Genomic DNA, 14,664 nt, shown 5'->3' on the forward strand with positions numbered 1-14,664 from the left:
CGATCCGGCCCGTCCAACCAGGAGACACTGTGCCTACAATCCAGCAGCTGGTCCGCAAGGGCCGGACCCCCAAGGTCGTCAAGACCAAGGCGCCCGCACTGAAGGGCAGCCCCATGAAGCGCGGCGTGTGCACCCGCGTGTACACCACCACCCCGAAGAAGCCGAACTCCGCGCTGCGCAAGGTCGCCCGCGTGAAGCTCAACGGCGGCATCGAGGTCACGGCCTACATCCCCGGTGAGGGCCACAACCTCCAGGAGCACTCCATCGTGCTGGTCCGCGGCGGTCGCGTGAAGGACCTCCCCGGTGTCCGCTACAAGATCGTCCGCGGCGCGCTCGACACCCAGGGTGTCAAGGGCCGCCAGCAGGCCCGTTCCCGCTACGGCGCGAAGAAGGAGAAGAAGTAATGCCTCGTAAGGGTCCCGCGCCCAAGCGCCCCCTCGTCGTCGACCCGGTCTACAGCTCCCCGGTCGTCACGCAGCTGATCAACAAGGTCCTCCAGGACGGCAAGAAGTCCACCGCCGAGCGGATCGTCTACGGCGCCCTCGAGGGCGTCCGGGCCAAGTCCGGCGCCGACCCCGTCGCCACCCTGAAGAAGGCCCTCGAGAACGTCAAGCCGGCCCTCGAGGTGAAGTCCCGCCGCGTGGGCGGCGCCACCTACCAGGTGCCCGTGGAGGTCAAGCCGGGCCGCGCCCAGGCGCTGTCCCTGCGCTGGCTGGTCGGCTACTCGAAGCTGCGCCGCGAGAACACCATGACGGAGCGTCTGCAGAACGAGATCCTGGACGCGTCCAACGGTCTCGGTGCCGCCGTGAAGCGCCGGGAGGACACCCACAAGATGGCGGAGTCCAACAAGGCCTTCGCCCACTACCGCTGGTAGAATCTTCTCTGGCCTGCCGGCCCCACCCGGGCCGGCAGGCCGCCGGCACCATCTCCGAAAGGGAATCACCGTGGCACTTGACGTGCTTACCGACCTCAAGAAGGTCCGCAACATCGGCATCATGGCCCACATCGATGCCGGCAAGACGACCACCACCGAGCGCATCCTGTTCTACACCGGCATCAGCCACAAGCTCGGTGAGACCCACGACGGTGCCTCCACCATGGACTGGATGGCCCAGGAGCAGGAACGCGGCATCACCATCACGTCGGCCGCGACGTCCTGCTACTGGCACGACAACCAGATCAACATCATCGACACCCCCGGCCACGTGGACTTCACGGTCGAGGTCGAGCGTTCCCTGCGCGTGCTCGACGGCGCCGTCGCGGTCTTCGACGGCAAGGAGGGCGTCGAGCCCCAGTCGGAGACGGTCTGGCGCCAGGCCGACAAGTACGACGTGCCCCGCATCTGCTTCGTCAACAAGATGGACAAGCTGGGCGCGGACTTCTACTTCACGGTCGACACGATCATCAACCGCCTCGGCGCGAAGCCGCTCGTGATGCAGCTCCCGATCGGTGCCGAGTCCGAGTTCACCGGCGTCGTCGACCTGCTCACCATGAAGGCCTTCGTGTGGCCGGGCGACTCCAAGGGCGACGTCTCCCTCGGCGCGAAGTACGAGATCGAGGAGATCCCGGCCGACCTCCGGGAGCGGGCCGAGCAGTACCGCAACGAGCTGGTCGAGGCCGTCGCCGAGTCCGACGACGAGCTCATGGAGAAGTACCTCGGCGGCGAGGAGCTGACCCTCGAGGAGCTCAAGGCCGGCATCCGCAAGCTCACCATCTCCTCGCAGGCCTACCCCGTGCTCTGCGGCTCCGCGTTCAAGAACCGCGGTGTGCAGCCCATGCTGGACGCGGTCATCGACTTCCTGCCGTCCCCGCTGGACGTCCCCAACGTCGAGGGCCACGCGCTCAACGACGAGGAGGAGATCCTCTCCCGCCCCGTCGACTACAGCGCCCCGTTCTCGGCGCTCGCGTTCAAGGTCGCCTCGCACCCGTTCTACGGTCAGCTGACCTACATCCGCGTGTACTCCGGCAAGGCCGTCAACGGCGAACAGGTGCTCAACTCCACCAAGGGCAAGAAGGAGCGTATCGGCAAGCTGTTCCAGATGCACTCCAACAAGGAGAACCCGGTCGACGAGATCCGGGCCGGCCACATCTACGCGGCCATCGGGCTCAAGGACACCACCACGGGTGACACCCTGTGCGACCCGCAGAACCCGATCGTGCTCGAGTCCATGACCTTCCCGGCCCCGGTCATCTCGGTGGCCATCGAGCCGAAGACCAAGGGCGACCAGGAGAAGCTCTCCACCGCGATCCAGAAGCTCTCCGCCGAGGACCCCACGTTCACCGTGTCCCTCAACGAGGAGACCGGCCAGACCGAGATCGGCGGCATGGGCGAGCTCCACCTGGACATCCTGGTGGACCGCATGAAGCGCGAGTTCAAGGTCGAGGCCAACGTCGGCAAGCCGCAGGTCGCCTACCGCGAGACGATCAAGAAGACCGTCGACAAGATCGACTACACGCACAAGAAGCAGACCGGTGGCTCCGGCCAGTTCGCGAAGGTCCAGGTCGCGTTCGAGCCGATCCCGCTGGACGCCGAGGAGCTCTACGAGTTCGACAACAAGGTCACCGGTGGCCGCGTGCCGCGCGAGTACATCCCCTCCGTGGACGCCGGGATCCAGGACGCCATGCGCCTGGGCATCCTCGCCGGCTACCCGGTGGTGGGCGTCAAGGCCACGCTGCTCGACGGCGCGTACCACGACGTCGACTCCTCCGAGATGGCCTTCAAGATCGCCGGCTCCATGGTCTTCAAGGAGGGTGCCCGCAAGGCCCAGCCGGTCCTGCTCGAGCCGCTCATGGCGGTCGAGGTGCGCACCCCCGAGGAGTACATGGGCGAGGTCATCGGCGACCTGAACTCCCGCCGCGGCCAGATCCAGTCGATGGAGGACGTCAGCGGCGTCAAGCTGGTGAGCGCGCTCGTGCCGCTGTCGGAGATGTTCGGCTACATCGGGGACCTGCGGTCCAAGACCCAGGGCCGCGCCGTCTACTCGATGCAGTTCGACAGCTACTCGGAGGTTCCCAAGGCCGTCGCCGACGAGATCGTCCAGAAGAACCGCGGCGAGTAGGCACCACCCCTCGGCCCCGGCCGGGAATTTCAACAAACAAGCACGCCCCAAGTAGACTTGCCGAGGTTTCAGTACTGCTGATCGCCTCGTCTCCCCCGACCGCAACCGTGCGGGGAAGTGCTGAGCAAGTTTCGACAATCGTTCTAGGAGGAACAACCATGGCGAAGGCCAAGTTCGAGCGCACCAAGCCGCACGTCAACATCGGCACCATCGGCCACGTCGACCACGGCAAGACGACGCTCACCGCTGCCATCTCGAAGGTCCTGCACGACAAGTACCCGGACCTCAACGAGCAGCGCGACTTCGGCGCCATCGACTCCGCTCCGGAGGAGAAGCAGCGCGGTATCACCATCAACATCGCGCACATCGAGTACCAGACGGAGAAGCGGCACTACGCCCACGTGGACGCCCCGGGCCACGCCGACTACGTCAAGAACATGATCACCGGTGCGGCCCAGATGGACGGCGCCATCCTCGTGGTCGCGGCCACCGACGGCCCCATGGCCCAGACCCGCGAGCACGTGCTGCTCGCCCGCCAGGTGGGCGTTCCCTACCTGCTGGTGGCCCTGAACAAGTCCGACATGGTCGACGACGAGGAGCTGCTGGACCTCGTCGAGATGGAGGTGCGCGAGCTCCTCTCCGACCAGGGCTTCGACGGCGACAACGCGCCGGTCGTCCGCGTCTCGGCGCTGAAGGCCCTCGAGGGCGACCCCGAGTGGGTCAAGAAGGTCGAGGAGCTCATGGAGGCCGTGGACGAGAACGTCCCCGACCCCATCCGTGACATGGACAAGCCGTTCCTCATGCCGATCGAGGACGTCTTCACCATCACCGGTCGCGGTACCGTGGTGACCGGCCGTGCCGAGCGCGGCACGCTGCCGATCAACTCCGAGGTCGAGATCGTGGGCATCCGCCCGGTGCAGAAGACCACCGTCACCGGCATCGAGATGTTCCACAAGCAGATGGACGAGGCCATGGCGGGCGAGAACTGCGGCCTGCTGCTGCGCGGTCTCAAGCGTGACGACGTCGAGCGCGGCCAGGTCGTGTGCAAGCCGGGTTCGATCACCCCGCACACCGACTTCGAGGCGAACGTCTACATCCTCTCCAAGGAGGAGGGCGGGCGGCACAACCCGTTCTACTCGAACTACCGTCCGCAGTTCTACTTCCGGACCACCGACGTCACCGGCGTCATCACGCTGCCCGAGGGCACCGAGATGGTCATGCCGGGCGACAACACCGAGATGACGGTCGCGCTGATCCAGCCGATCGCCATGGAGGAGGGCCTCGGCTTCGCCATCCGCGAGGGCGGCCGCACCGTGGGCTCCGGTCGTGTGACCAAGATCATCAAGTAGTCCCCGGACCGCCGGTCCGCGCAACCCCCCGTCGCTCGCGCNGGGGGGTTGCGCACGTCCGGGCGGGGGACCGGCCGGCGCCCGGGTGCGTTTGCACGGGGTCGGCATCTCTGGCAGGATGGACGACGTTGTTCAAGCGCCGACGTGTGCTCTCAGCGGTTCGAACCGGCAGGCCTTGCGAGCAGGATGGGGCTCCGAAGCAGAACCGAGGGCCAGCAGCCGACAGACGCTGCCACGTACGGACCACATACAGCCCGTCCCGGAAGAAGAACCCCGGTGCGCCCTCGTGTTCCGCACGAGGCGACACGCCCGAGTTCGGGGGTCGGAGCTCCAGCAGGGTGAGGAACCCGGAAGCGTCCGGATTCAGCCTGCGTGGAGGGGTGCCCAGCAGTCGGCGCCATGCACAAGGAGCGACACGCTCCATCACAGGGAAGTACTTGAGGAAAGAGAGCCACGACGCCATGGCGGGACAGAAAATCCGCATCCGGCTGAAGTCTTATGACCACGAGGTCATCGACGTCTCGGCCCGGAAGATCGTTGAGACGGTGACGCGCGCAGGCGCCACGGTGGTCGGCCCCGTGCCGCTGCCGACGGAGAAGAACGTGTACTGCGTGATCCGTTCGCCGCACAAGTACAAGGACAGCCGTGAGCACTTCGAGATGCGCACCCACAAGCGGCTGATCGACATCATCGACCCCACGCCGAAGGCCGTCGACTCGCTCATGCGCCTCGACCTGCCGGCTGACGTGAACATCGAAATCAAGCTGTAAAGAGGATCGCATCCCCATGACTACCACTTTCGAACGCCAGGTGAAGGGCCTGCTGGGCACCAAGCTCGGCATGACCCAGGTCTGGGACGAGAACGGGAAGTTCGTTCCGGTGACCGTCGTCAAGGCGGACTCCAACGTCGTGACCCAGCTGCGTCAGCAGGAGAAGGACGGCTACTCGGCCGTCCAGATCGGTTTCGGTGCGATCGACCCGCGCAAGGTGACCAAGCCGCTGGCCGGCCACTTCGAGAAGGCCGGCGTGACCCCGCGCCGCCACGTCGTCGAGCTGCGCACGTCCGACGCCGGCACCTACGAGCTGGGCCAGGAGCTCTCCGTCGAGCTCTTCGAGGCCGGCCAGAAGGTCGACGTGATCGGCACGACCAAGGGCAAGGGCACGGCCGGTGTGATGAAGCGTCACGGCTTCTCCGGCGTCGGCGCCTCCCACGGTGCCCACAAGAACCACCGCAAGCCGGGATCCATCGGCGGCGCGTCCTACCCCGCTCGCGTGTTCAAGGGCATGCGCATGGCGGGCCGCATGGGCAACGCGCGCCACACGACCCAGAACCTCACCGTTCACGCCGTGGACGCCGAGAACTCCCTGCTGCTCATCAAGGGCGCCCTGCCGGGCCCCAAGGGTTCGGTCGTCCTCGTCCGCACCGCAGTGAAGGGAGCCTGACACCATGGCAACTCAGACCGTCAACGTCGACCTGCCCGCTGAGATCTTCGACGTCCAGACCAACGTGCCGCTGCTGCACCAGGTCGTCGTCGCGCAGCTGGCCGCCGCCCGCCAGGGCACGCACAAGACCAAGACCCGCGCCGAGGTCTCCGGCGCCGGCCGCAAGCCCTTCAAGCAGAAGGGCACCGGCCGTGCGCGCCAGGGCTCGATCCGCGCCCCGCACATGACCGGCGGTGGCGTGGTGCACGGGCCCACCCCGCGCGACTACAGCCAGCGCACGCCCAAGAAGATGAAGGCCGCCGCCCTGCGCGGTGCCCTCTCGGACCGGGCGCGCAACAACCGGATCCACGTCGTGGAGTCGATCGTCGAGGGGACCGTCCCGAACACGAAGGCCGCCCGGGCGACGCTGCGCGCGCTGACCGAGCGCAAGAACCTGCTGGTCGTGCTCGGCCGCGCCGACGACGTGGCCGCGCTGTCGGTGCGCAACCTCGACGACGTCCACACCGTCTACGCCGACCAGCTCAACACGTACGACGTGCTGGTCTCCGACGACGTGGTCTTCACCAAGGACGCCTTCGAGTCCTTCGTGGCGGCCGCCGGCAAGAAGAAGCAGGAGGACGCCAAGTGAGCGCGACCACCATCAAGGACCCCCGCGACGTCATCATCGCTCCCGTCGTCTCGGAGAAGTCCTACGGGCTCATCGACGAGGGCCGCTACACGTTCTTCGTGGCGCCCGACTCCAACAAGACCGAGATCAAGTACGCCGTCGAGAAGATCTTCGGCGTCAAGGTCGAGTCCGTGAACACCATCAACCGTGCCGGGAAGCGGAAGCGCACGCGCTTCGGCTGGGGTCAGCGCAAGGGCACCAAGCGTGCCGTTGTGACCCTCAAGGAAGGCACCATCGACATCTTCGGCGGTCCGCTCGCCTGAGCGGAGACCACTTTAACGAGGAACTGACACATGGCTATCCGCAAGCACAAGCCGACAACCCCGGGCCGTCGCGGCTCCTCCGTTGCCGACTTCGCAGAAATCACGCGCACGACCCCCGAGAAGTCGCTGGTCCGGCCGCTGCCCAAGAAGGGCGGCCGGAACAGCTCCGGCCGCATCACCACCCGGCACAAGGGTGGCGGGCACAAGCGCCAGTACCGCGTCATCGACTTCCGTCGCCACGACAAGGACGGCGTCGACGCCAAGGTCGCGCACATCGAGTACGACCCGAACCGCACGGCGCGCATCGCGCTGCTGCACTACCTGGACGGCTCCAAGCGCTACATCGTGGCGCCGAACAAGCTGTCCCAGGGCGACATCGTCGAGTCCGGTCCGGGCGCCGACATCAAGCCCGGCAACAACCTCCCGCTGCGCAACATCCCCGTCGGCACCGTGATCCACGCCGTCGAGCTGCGGCCGGGCGGCGGCGCCAAGCTCGCCCGCTCCGCCGGCGCGTCCGTGCAGCTCGTGGCGAAGGAGGGCAAGTACGGCCAGCTCCGGCTGCCCTCCGGCGAGATCCGCAACGTCGACGTGCGCTGCCGCGCGACCGTCGGCGAGGTCGGCAACGCCGAGCAGTCGAACATCAACTGGGGCAAGGCCGGCCGCAACCGCTGGAAGGGCATCCGCCCGACCGTCCGTGGTGTGGTCATGAACCCGGTGGACCACCCGCACGGTGGTGGTGAGGGCAAGACCTCCGGTGGACGCCACCCGGTCAACCCGAACGGCAAGCCCGAGGGCCGCACCCGCCGCCCGAACAAGGAGAGCGACAAGCTCATCGTCCGCCGTCGTCGCACCGGCAAGAACAAGCGCTAAGGAGCCTGACCCATGCCACGCAGCCTGAAGAAGGGCCCTTTCGTCGATCAGCACCTTTTCCTGAAGGTCGCCAAGGAGAACGACAAGGGCACCAAGAACGTCATCAAGACGTGGTCCCGCCGCTCGATGATCGTCCCCGACATGCTCGGGCACACGATCGCCGTGCACGACGGCCGCAAGCACACCCCCGTGTTCATCACCGAGTCGATGGTCGGGCACAAGCTCGGCGAGTTCGCCCCCACGCGGACCTTCCGCGGCCATGTGAAGGACGACAAGAAGGGCAAGCGCCGCTGATCCGCTCGGATCGCGCAGCGTGAGCACTTCGAGAAGACGAGAGAAGGAAAGCAATGGAAGCCAAGGCATCTGCGCGCTACATCCGCGTGACGCCTATGAAGGCCCGGCGCGTCGTCAACCTGATTCGTGGCCAACAGGCGAATGAGGCTCTGGCGATTCTGAAGTTCGCCCCGCAGGGCGCTTCGGAGCCGGTGTTCAAGGTCCTCCAGTCGGCCGTCGCCAACGCGCGCCAGCTGGCCGACCGGGACGGCCTGCCGTTCAAGGAGGACGAGCTCGTGGTGAGCGAGGCCTTCGTCGACGAGGGCCCCACCATGAAGCGGTTCCGGCCGCGGGCCCAGGGCCGCGCCTACCGCATCAACAAGCGCACCAGCCACATCACCGTGATCGTGGCCAGCCCGAACAGCGAGGAGGTCCGCTAAGTGGGACAGAAGATCAACCCGCACGGGTTCCGGCTGGGCATCACCACCGACCACGTGTCGCACTGGTACGCGGACTCCACCAAGGAGGGCCAGCGCTACAAGGACTACGTCCGCGAGGACGTGAAGATCCGCAAGCTCATGTCCACGGGCATGGAGCGCGCCGGCATCGCCAAGGTCGAGATCGAGCGGACCCGGGACCGCGTGCGGGTGGACATCCACACGGCCCGCCCCGGCATCGTCATCGGCCGCCGCGGCGCCGAGGCCGACCGTATCCGCGGCGAGCTCGAGAAGCTCACGGGCAAGCAGATCCAGCTGAACATCCTCGAGGTCAAGAACCCCGAGGTCGAGGCGCAGCTGGTCGCCCAGGGCGTGGCCGAGCAGCTGGCGTCCCGCGTGGCCTTCCGCCGCGCCATGAAGAAGGCCATCCAGTCGGCCCAGCGCGCCGGTGCCAAGGGCATCCGGATCCAGTGCTCCGGCCGCCTCGGCGGCGCGGAGATGAGCCGCTCGGAGTTCTACCGCGAGGGCCGCGTGCCCCTGCACACCCTCCGCGCGAACATCGACTACGGCTTCTTCGAGGCCAAGACCACCTTCGGCCGCATCGGCGTGAAGGTCTGGATCTACAAGGGCGACCTCACCGCGAAGGAACTGGCCGCGCAGCAGGCCGCCGCTCCGTCCCGCGGCCGCGGCGGCGGCGAGCGTCGCGGCGGGCCCGGCGGCGGCGAGCGCCGTCGTCGCCCCGACCGTAACGACCGTGGCGGACGCCGTGAGCGCGGCGACTCCGCTCCCGCCTCCCAGGCTCCGGCCGCGGGGGCGACCAACGCAGAGGGTGGTAACTAAATGCTCATCCCACGTCGTGTGAAGTACCGCAAGCAGCACCACCCGAAGCGTTCGGGCGCTGCCAAGGGCGGCACCACCGTCGCCTTCGGCGAGTGGGGCATCCAGGCGCTCACGCCGGCCTACGTGACGAACCGTCAGATCGAGGCCGCGCGTATCGCCATGACCCGCCACATCAAGCGTGGCGGCAAGGTCTGGATCAACATCTACCCGGACCGTCCCCTGACCAAGAAGCCCGCCGAGACCCGCATGGGCTCCGGCAAGGGCTCCCCCGAGTGGTGGGTCGCGAACGTCAAGCCCGGTCGCGTCATGTTCGAGCTCTCCGGGGTCTCGGACGACGTCGCGCGGGAGGCCCTGCGCCTGGCGATCCACAAGCTCCCGATGAAGGCACGCATCGTGCGTCGCGAAGGTGGTGAATGAGAATGGCTGTTGGATCCAAGGATCTGAGCATGGAGAACCTCGCGGCCCTCGACAAGGACTCTCTGGGTGAGGCGCTGCGGAAGGCCAAGGAGGAGCTGTTCAACCTCCGCTTCCAGGCCGCGACCGGCCAGCTCGAGAACAACGGCCGCCTCAAGGCCGTCAAGCGTGACATCGCGCGCATCTACACGGTGCTGCGCGAGCGCGAGCTGGGCATCCGGCCCGAGGCGGACGACGCCGAGAACACCACCACCTCCGAGGAGGACGCCAAGTGACCGAGCAGATCAACAACGGGGCCGAGCCGGCCGCCGAGCGCGGGGACCGCAAGTCCCGTCGCGGCTACGTGGTCTCCGACAAGATGGACAAGACCGTCGTCGTCCAGCTGCAGGACAACGTCACGCACTCGCTCTACGGCAAGGTCATGCGCCGGTCGTCGAAGGTCAAGGCCCACGACGAGCGGAACACCGCCGGTGTCGGGGACCTGGTCCTGATCTCCGAGACCCGCCCGCTGTCCGCGACCAAGCGGTGGCGGATCGTGGAGATCCTCGAGAAGGCCAAGTAGGCTCCCCGGAGCCGAACCCGACGGCCCGTTCCTCCGCGCGAGGAACGGGCCGTCGGCCGTTTCCCGGCCGGCGCGGGCCGTCGGCGGCCTGTGCTAGGCTGGTGAGCTTGTATGGGCCGATACCGCTCTGCCCGTGCAACCCACAGCTCTTCGTGCCAGCGCATAATGACCGCGTGCAGGGCGCCCCCGTGCCACCTGGTGGCGGGTTCAGATGCTCCTGGCATGGAGGGCTGGGCCCGGTCCGGCGTGCGACGCCGGGGGAGGGCACACCATCCGACAAGCTGTTCCGCAAGGCCCGCACCGTGCTCTCGATCGGTGTTGGAACCGGCGTGACGACAGGAGTAATCAGTGATTCAGCAGGAGTCGCGACTGAAGGTCGCCGACAACACGGGTGCGAAGGAAATCCTCACCATCCGTGTTCTCGGTGGATCCGGACGCCGCTACGCAGGCATCGGTGACATCATCGTCGCCACCGTCAAGGACGCGATCCCGGGCGGGAACGTGAAGAAGGGCGACGTCGTCAAGGCCGTCATCGTCCGTACCAAGAAGGAGCGCCGTCGCCCGGACGGCTCCTACATCAAGTTCGACGAGAACGCCGCAGTGATCCTGAAGAACGACGGTGACCCCCGTGGTACCCGCATCTTCGGCCCCGTGGGCCGCGAGCTGCGCGACAAGAAGTTCATGAAGATCATCTCGCTGGCCCCGGAGGTGCTCTGACCATGGCGAAGTTCAAGATCAAGACCGGCGACCTGGTGCAGGTCATCTCCGGCAGCAAGGACAACAAGGGCAAGCAGGGCAAGGTCCTGCGGGTGATCCCGGAGACCCAGAAGGTGCTGGTCGAGGGCATCAACGTCGTGACCCGGCACCGCAAGGCCTCCATGCAGGGCGAAGCCGGCGGCATCGAGAAGATCGAGGCCCCGATCCACATCTCCAACGTGGCGCTCGTGGACCCGGAGACCCAGAAGCCGACGCGGGTCGGCTACCGCACCGAGACCGTGGAGCGCGCCGGACGCCAGAAGACCGTCCGTGTCCGCGTCTCCAAGAGCACCGGCAAGGACCTGTGATGAGCGAAACCACCGAGATCAGCGTGTCCCCGCGCTTCAAGGACAAGTACCAGCAGACCGTCGTCCCCGCGCTCCAGGAGCAGTTCTCCTACGGCAACGTCATGGAGATCCCGCGCGTGGTGAAGGTCGTCGTGAACATGGGTGTCGGCGACGCCGCCAAGGACTCCAAGCTCATCGACGGCGCCGTGCGCGACCTCACCGCGATCACCGGCCAGAAGCCGCTCGTGACCCGTGCGAAGAAGTCCATCGCGCAGTTCAAGCTGCGCGAGGGCATGCCCATCGGCGCGCACACGACGTTGCGCGGCGACCGCATGTGGGAGTTCCTGGACCGCCTGGTGACCCTGGCCCTGCCGCGCATCCGCGACTTCCGCGGTCTCTCCGACCGCCAGTTCGACGGCAACGGCAACTACACCTTCGGCCTGACCGAGCAGTCGATGTTCCACGAGATCGACCAGGACAGGATCGACCGCGTGCGCGGCATGGACATCACGGTCGTCACCACCGCGAAGACCGACGACGAGGGCCGTGCGCTGCTGAAGGCGCTCGGTTTCCCCTTCAAGACCAACTGAATCTGCTACGTTCCAGGTCCGCACCGGGCGCCCACGGGCGCCGCCAGGTGGGGAAACCGGGATGAGGAAGGGCACGTGCCCCCAAAATGACAATGACAGATCCTGTCGCGGACATGCTGACGCGTCTGCGCAACGCCAACTCCGCCTACCACGACACCGTGAGCATGCCGTACTCCAAGCTCAAGGCCCGCGTGGCGGAGATCCTCAAGACCGAGGGCTACATCGCGGACTGGAAGGAGGAGAGCGCCGAGGTCGGAAAGACCCTGACGCTGTCCCTCAAGTTCGGTCCCCACCGTGAGCGCTCCATCGCGGGCGTCCGGCGCATCTCGAAGCCGGGCCTGCGGGTCTACGCCAAGTCCACCAACCTCCCCAAGGTCCTGGGCGGCCTGGGCATCGCCATCCTGTCCACCTCCTCCGGGCTGCTGACCGACAAGCAGGCCGCGAAGAAGGGCGTGGGCGGCGAAGTCCTCGCGTACGTCTGGTAAGCCGGAACAGAAAGGAAGAGAACATGTCACGTATCGGACGTCTCCCCATCTCTGTGCCGGCCGGTGTGGAGCTCAAGGTCGACGGCAACGTCGTCTCCGTCAAGGGCGCGAAGGGCGAGCTGGAGCACACCGTGGCCAGCCCGATCACCGTCGCGCTCGAGGACGGCACCGTCACCGTCTCCCGGCCCAACGACGAGCGCGAGTCCCGCGCGCTGCACGGCCTGACCCGCACCCTGATCTCCAACATGATCCAGGGCGTCTCGCAGGGCTACAGCAAGGGCCTCGAGATCGTGGGCACCGGTTACCGCGTGCAGGCCAAGGGGCAGAACCTGGAGTTCGCGCTCGGCTACAGCCACCCGATCACCTTCGAGGCGCCGGAGGGCATCTCGTTCACCGTCGAGGGTGTCAACAAGCTCACCGTCAACGGCATCGACAAGCAGCAGGTCGGCCACGTCGCGGCGAAGATCCGCGGGCTGCGCGCCCCCGAGCCCTACAAGGGCAAGGGCGTGCGCTACGCCGGCGAGCAGATCCGCCGCAAGGCCGGAAAGGCTGGTAAGTAATCATGGCTCTGAAGATCAAGGGCAAGTCCAAGGCCGCCGCCCGCGGCCGCCGGCACGTGCGGGTGCGCAAGCACCTCTCCGGCACCGCGGCCCGCCCGCGCCTGGTGGTCAACCGCTCGGCCCGCCACGTGTTCGTCCAGGTCGTCGACGACACCAAGGGTGTCACCGTCGCCTCGGCGTCCACCATGGAGGCGGACCTGCGGGGCGCCGAGGCCGACAAGACCGCGAAGGCCAAGCGCGTGGGCGAGCTCGTGGCCGAGCGCGCCAAGGCCGCCGGTGTCGAGGCCGTCGTGTTCGACCGCGGCGGCAACAAGTACCACGGTCGCGTGGCGGCTGTCGCCGACGGCGCCCGCGAAGGAGGTCTGGCACTGTGAGCGAGCAGAACACCGAGCGCAACAACGAGAAGGAAACCCAGGTGACCGAAGCGAGCACTGCCTCCACGGAGGCGGCCCAGCAGACCACCGAGTCCACCCGCTCCCAGGACTCCCGCGGTGACCGCGGGGGCCGTGGCGAGCGCGGGGGCCGTGGCGAGCGCGGGGGCCGTGGCGAGCGCGGCGGCCGCGGCGGTGGCCGCGGCGGGCGCGACGAGGAGAAGGACAAGTTCCTCGAGCGAGTCGTGACCATCAACCGCGTGTCGAAGGTCGTCAAGGGCGGTCGTCGCTTCAGCTTCACCGCCCTGGTGGTCGTCGGCGACGGCAACGGCACGGTCGGTGTGGGCTACGGCAAGGCCAAGGAGGTGCCGGCCGCGATCTCCAAGGGTGTCGAGGAGGCGAAGAAGAACTTCTTCCGCGTCCCGCGCATCGAGGAGCGCACCATCCCGCACCGCGTGCAGGGCGAGGCCGCGGCGGGCGTCGTCATGCTCCGCCCGGCGACCCCCGGTACCGGTGTGATCGCGGGTGGCCCCGTGCGCGCCGTGCTCGAGTGCGCCGGCATCCACGACGTGCTCTCCAAGTCCCTGGGCTCGTCGAACCAGATCAACATCGTGCACGCAACGATCGAGGCCCTCCGTCAGCTCGAGGAGCCGGCCGCCGTGGCCGCCCGCCGCGGGCTGCCGATGGACGAGGTCGTCCCCGGTCCGCTGCTGCGCTCGATCCAGAAGGCAGGTGCCTGATGTCCGGCAAGCGTATCCAGCCCGACGGGGCGGAGCTGCGGATCACGCAGACCCGTTCGGTGGTCGGCCAGAAGCAGAACATGCGGGACACCCTGCGGTCCCTCGGCCTCAAGCGGCCGGGCAACGTCGTCGTCCGCAAGGCCGACGCGGTGACCGCGGGCATGGTCAACACCGTCGCCCACCTGGTCAAGGTCGAGGAGGCCAAGTAACCATGGCAGACAACACTGCTGAGAAGAACGAGAAGGTGCACGCCCTCAAGGTGCACCACCTGCGCCCGGCCCCCGGGTCCCGGACCGCCAAGACCCGCGTGGGTCGCGGTGAGGGCTCCAAGGGCAAGACCGCCGGTCGCGGCACCAAGGGCACCGCCGCCCGCTACCAGGTGAAGGCGGGCTTCGCGGGCGGGCAGCTGCCGCTGCACATGCGGCTGCCGAAGCTGCGCGGGTTCAAGAACCCGTTCCGCGTGGAGTACCAGGTCGTCAACCTGGACCGGCTCGGCGAGCTGTTCCCCGAGGGCGGCGACGTGACGGTCGACTCGCTCGTGGCCAAGGGCGCGGTCCGCAAGAACCAGCCCGTCAAGGTCCTGGGCTCCGGCGAGATCGCGGTCGCGGTCAACGTCACGGCGCACGCGTTCTCCGGCTCCGCCGCGGAGAAGATCGCCGCCGCCGGCGGCAGCACCACCGCGCTGTGAGCGCGGGCCG

The 14,664-nt window shown here is 67.6% G+C and carries 24 protein-coding genes; all 24 read left to right on the forward strand.

Annotation, left to right across the window (positions count from 1 at the left end; translation table 11 throughout):
- Positions 1–29: 29 nt before the first annotated feature.
- Entirely contained in the window at positions 30–404 is a 375-nt protein-coding gene (gene rpsL, locus ACH9EU_RS04620; RefSeq protein ID WP_062734959.1) for a 30S ribosomal protein S12, read from the forward strand.
- Complete coding sequence (gene rpsG, locus ACH9EU_RS04625) at positions 404–874, forward strand: 30S ribosomal protein S7 (RefSeq protein ID WP_396412769.1); 471 nt, start codon at positions 404–406, stop codon at positions 872–874. Before rpsL ends, rpsG begins: the two co-directional genes overlap by 1 nt.
- Before the next feature lie 70 nt (positions 875–944).
- On the forward strand, positions 945–3,059 hold the full coding sequence (gene fusA / locus ACH9EU_RS04630) for an elongation factor G (protein WP_396412770.1): 2,115 nt from the start codon (positions 945–947) through the stop codon (positions 3,057–3,059).
- A 158-nt stretch (positions 3,060–3,217) separates the two neighbouring features.
- Positions 3,218–4,408, forward strand: coding sequence for an elongation factor Tu (tuf, locus tag ACH9EU_RS04635; RefSeq protein ID WP_396412771.1), 1,191 nt, complete (start codon positions 3,218–3,220; stop codon positions 4,406–4,408).
- A 461-nt stretch (positions 4,409–4,869) separates the two neighbouring features.
- Complete coding sequence (rpsJ, locus tag ACH9EU_RS04640) at positions 4,870–5,178, forward strand: 30S ribosomal protein S10 (protein WP_003803825.1); 309 nt, start codon at positions 4,870–4,872, stop codon at positions 5,176–5,178.
- A 16-nt stretch (positions 5,179–5,194) separates the two neighbouring features.
- Complete coding sequence (gene rplC / locus ACH9EU_RS04645; protein WP_396412772.1) at positions 5,195–5,851, forward strand: 50S ribosomal protein L3; 657 nt, start codon at positions 5,195–5,197, stop codon at positions 5,849–5,851.
- Positions 5,852–5,855: 4 nt separating this feature from the next.
- Positions 5,856–6,479, forward strand: a complete 624-nt coding sequence (gene rplD, locus ACH9EU_RS04650; protein WP_396412773.1) for a 50S ribosomal protein L4 — start codon at positions 5,856–5,858, stop codon at positions 6,477–6,479.
- A complete protein-coding gene (gene rplW, locus ACH9EU_RS04655; protein ID WP_396412774.1) occupies positions 6,476–6,781 on the forward strand; it encodes a 50S ribosomal protein L23 in 306 nt (101 codons plus the stop codon). Before rplD ends, rplW begins: the two co-directional genes overlap by 4 nt.
- 30 nt (positions 6,782–6,811) lie before the next feature.
- A complete protein-coding gene (gene rplB / locus ACH9EU_RS04660; RefSeq protein ID WP_396412775.1) occupies positions 6,812–7,651 on the forward strand; it encodes a 50S ribosomal protein L2 in 840 nt (279 codons plus the stop codon).
- A 12-nt stretch (positions 7,652–7,663) separates the two neighbouring features.
- Positions 7,664–7,945, forward strand: a complete 282-nt coding sequence (rpsS, locus tag ACH9EU_RS04665) for a 30S ribosomal protein S19 (RefSeq protein ID WP_396412776.1) — start codon at positions 7,664–7,666, stop codon at positions 7,943–7,945.
- A 53-nt stretch (positions 7,946–7,998) separates the two neighbouring features.
- The gene (gene rplV, locus ACH9EU_RS04670; RefSeq protein ID WP_396412777.1) at positions 7,999–8,364 is read left to right on the forward strand and encodes a 50S ribosomal protein L22; all 366 of its coding nucleotides are present in this window, start codon (positions 7,999–8,001) and stop codon (positions 8,362–8,364) included.
- Positions 8,365–9,201: a 30S ribosomal protein S3 gene (gene rpsC, locus ACH9EU_RS04675; protein ID WP_396412778.1), complete on the forward strand. Its 837-nt coding sequence runs from the start codon at positions 8,365–8,367 to the stop codon at positions 9,199–9,201.
- The gene (gene rplP / locus ACH9EU_RS04680) at positions 9,202–9,618 is read left to right on the forward strand and encodes a 50S ribosomal protein L16 (protein ID WP_396412779.1); all 417 of its coding nucleotides are present in this window, start codon (positions 9,202–9,204) and stop codon (positions 9,616–9,618) included.
- A 2-nt stretch (positions 9,619–9,620) separates the two neighbouring features.
- Positions 9,621–9,890, forward strand: a complete 270-nt coding sequence (rpmC, locus tag ACH9EU_RS04685) for a 50S ribosomal protein L29 (protein ID WP_396412780.1) — start codon at positions 9,621–9,623, stop codon at positions 9,888–9,890.
- Complete coding sequence (gene rpsQ, locus ACH9EU_RS04690; protein WP_396412781.1) at positions 9,887–10,177, forward strand: 30S ribosomal protein S17; 291 nt, start codon at positions 9,887–9,889, stop codon at positions 10,175–10,177. Before rpmC ends, rpsQ begins: the two co-directional genes overlap by 4 nt.
- Positions 10,178–10,525: 348 nt before the next feature.
- Positions 10,526–10,894 (forward strand): 50S ribosomal protein L14, encoded by a 369-nt coding sequence (gene rplN, locus ACH9EU_RS04695; protein WP_017833306.1) that lies wholly within the window; start codon positions 10,526–10,528, stop codon positions 10,892–10,894.
- Between the two features lie 2 nt (positions 10,895–10,896).
- Positions 10,897–11,241: a 50S ribosomal protein L24 gene (rplX, locus tag ACH9EU_RS04700; protein WP_396412782.1), complete on the forward strand. Its 345-nt coding sequence runs from the start codon at positions 10,897–10,899 to the stop codon at positions 11,239–11,241.
- Positions 11,241–11,810, forward strand: a complete 570-nt coding sequence (gene rplE, locus ACH9EU_RS04705; protein ID WP_396412783.1) for a 50S ribosomal protein L5 — start codon at positions 11,241–11,243, stop codon at positions 11,808–11,810. The genes rplX and rplE overlap by 1 nt, the downstream gene beginning before the upstream one ends.
- An 86-nt stretch (positions 11,811–11,896) precedes the next feature.
- Complete coding sequence (gene rpsH, locus ACH9EU_RS04710) at positions 11,897–12,295, forward strand: 30S ribosomal protein S8 (protein ID WP_396412784.1); 399 nt, start codon at positions 11,897–11,899, stop codon at positions 12,293–12,295.
- A 23-nt stretch (positions 12,296–12,318) separates the two neighbouring features.
- Entirely contained in the window at positions 12,319–12,855 is a 537-nt protein-coding gene (rplF, locus tag ACH9EU_RS04715) for a 50S ribosomal protein L6 (RefSeq protein WP_396412785.1), read from the forward strand.
- Between the two features lie 2 nt (positions 12,856–12,857).
- Complete coding sequence (rplR, locus tag ACH9EU_RS04720) at positions 12,858–13,229, forward strand: 50S ribosomal protein L18 (RefSeq protein WP_396412786.1); 372 nt, start codon at positions 12,858–12,860, stop codon at positions 13,227–13,229.
- A complete protein-coding gene (gene rpsE / locus ACH9EU_RS04725) occupies positions 13,226–13,966 on the forward strand; it encodes a 30S ribosomal protein S5 (RefSeq protein ID WP_396412787.1) in 741 nt (246 codons plus the stop codon). The genes rplR and rpsE overlap by 4 nt, the downstream gene beginning before the upstream one ends.
- A complete protein-coding gene (gene rpmD / locus ACH9EU_RS04730) occupies positions 13,966–14,175 on the forward strand; it encodes a 50S ribosomal protein L30 (RefSeq protein WP_396412788.1) in 210 nt (69 codons plus the stop codon). The genes rpsE and rpmD overlap by 1 nt, the downstream gene beginning before the upstream one ends.
- A 2-nt stretch (positions 14,176–14,177) precedes the next feature.
- Positions 14,178–14,654, forward strand: coding sequence for a 50S ribosomal protein L15 (rplO, locus tag ACH9EU_RS04735; RefSeq protein WP_396412789.1), 477 nt, complete (start codon positions 14,178–14,180; stop codon positions 14,652–14,654).
- The last annotated feature ends 10 nt before the right edge of the window (positions 14,655–14,664 follow it).

The organism is Kocuria rhizosphaerae, assembly GCF_044462265.1.
In the GTDB taxonomy this organism is placed as follows: Bacteria; Actinomycetota; Actinomycetes; order Actinomycetales; family Micrococcaceae; genus Kocuria; species Kocuria rhizosphaerae.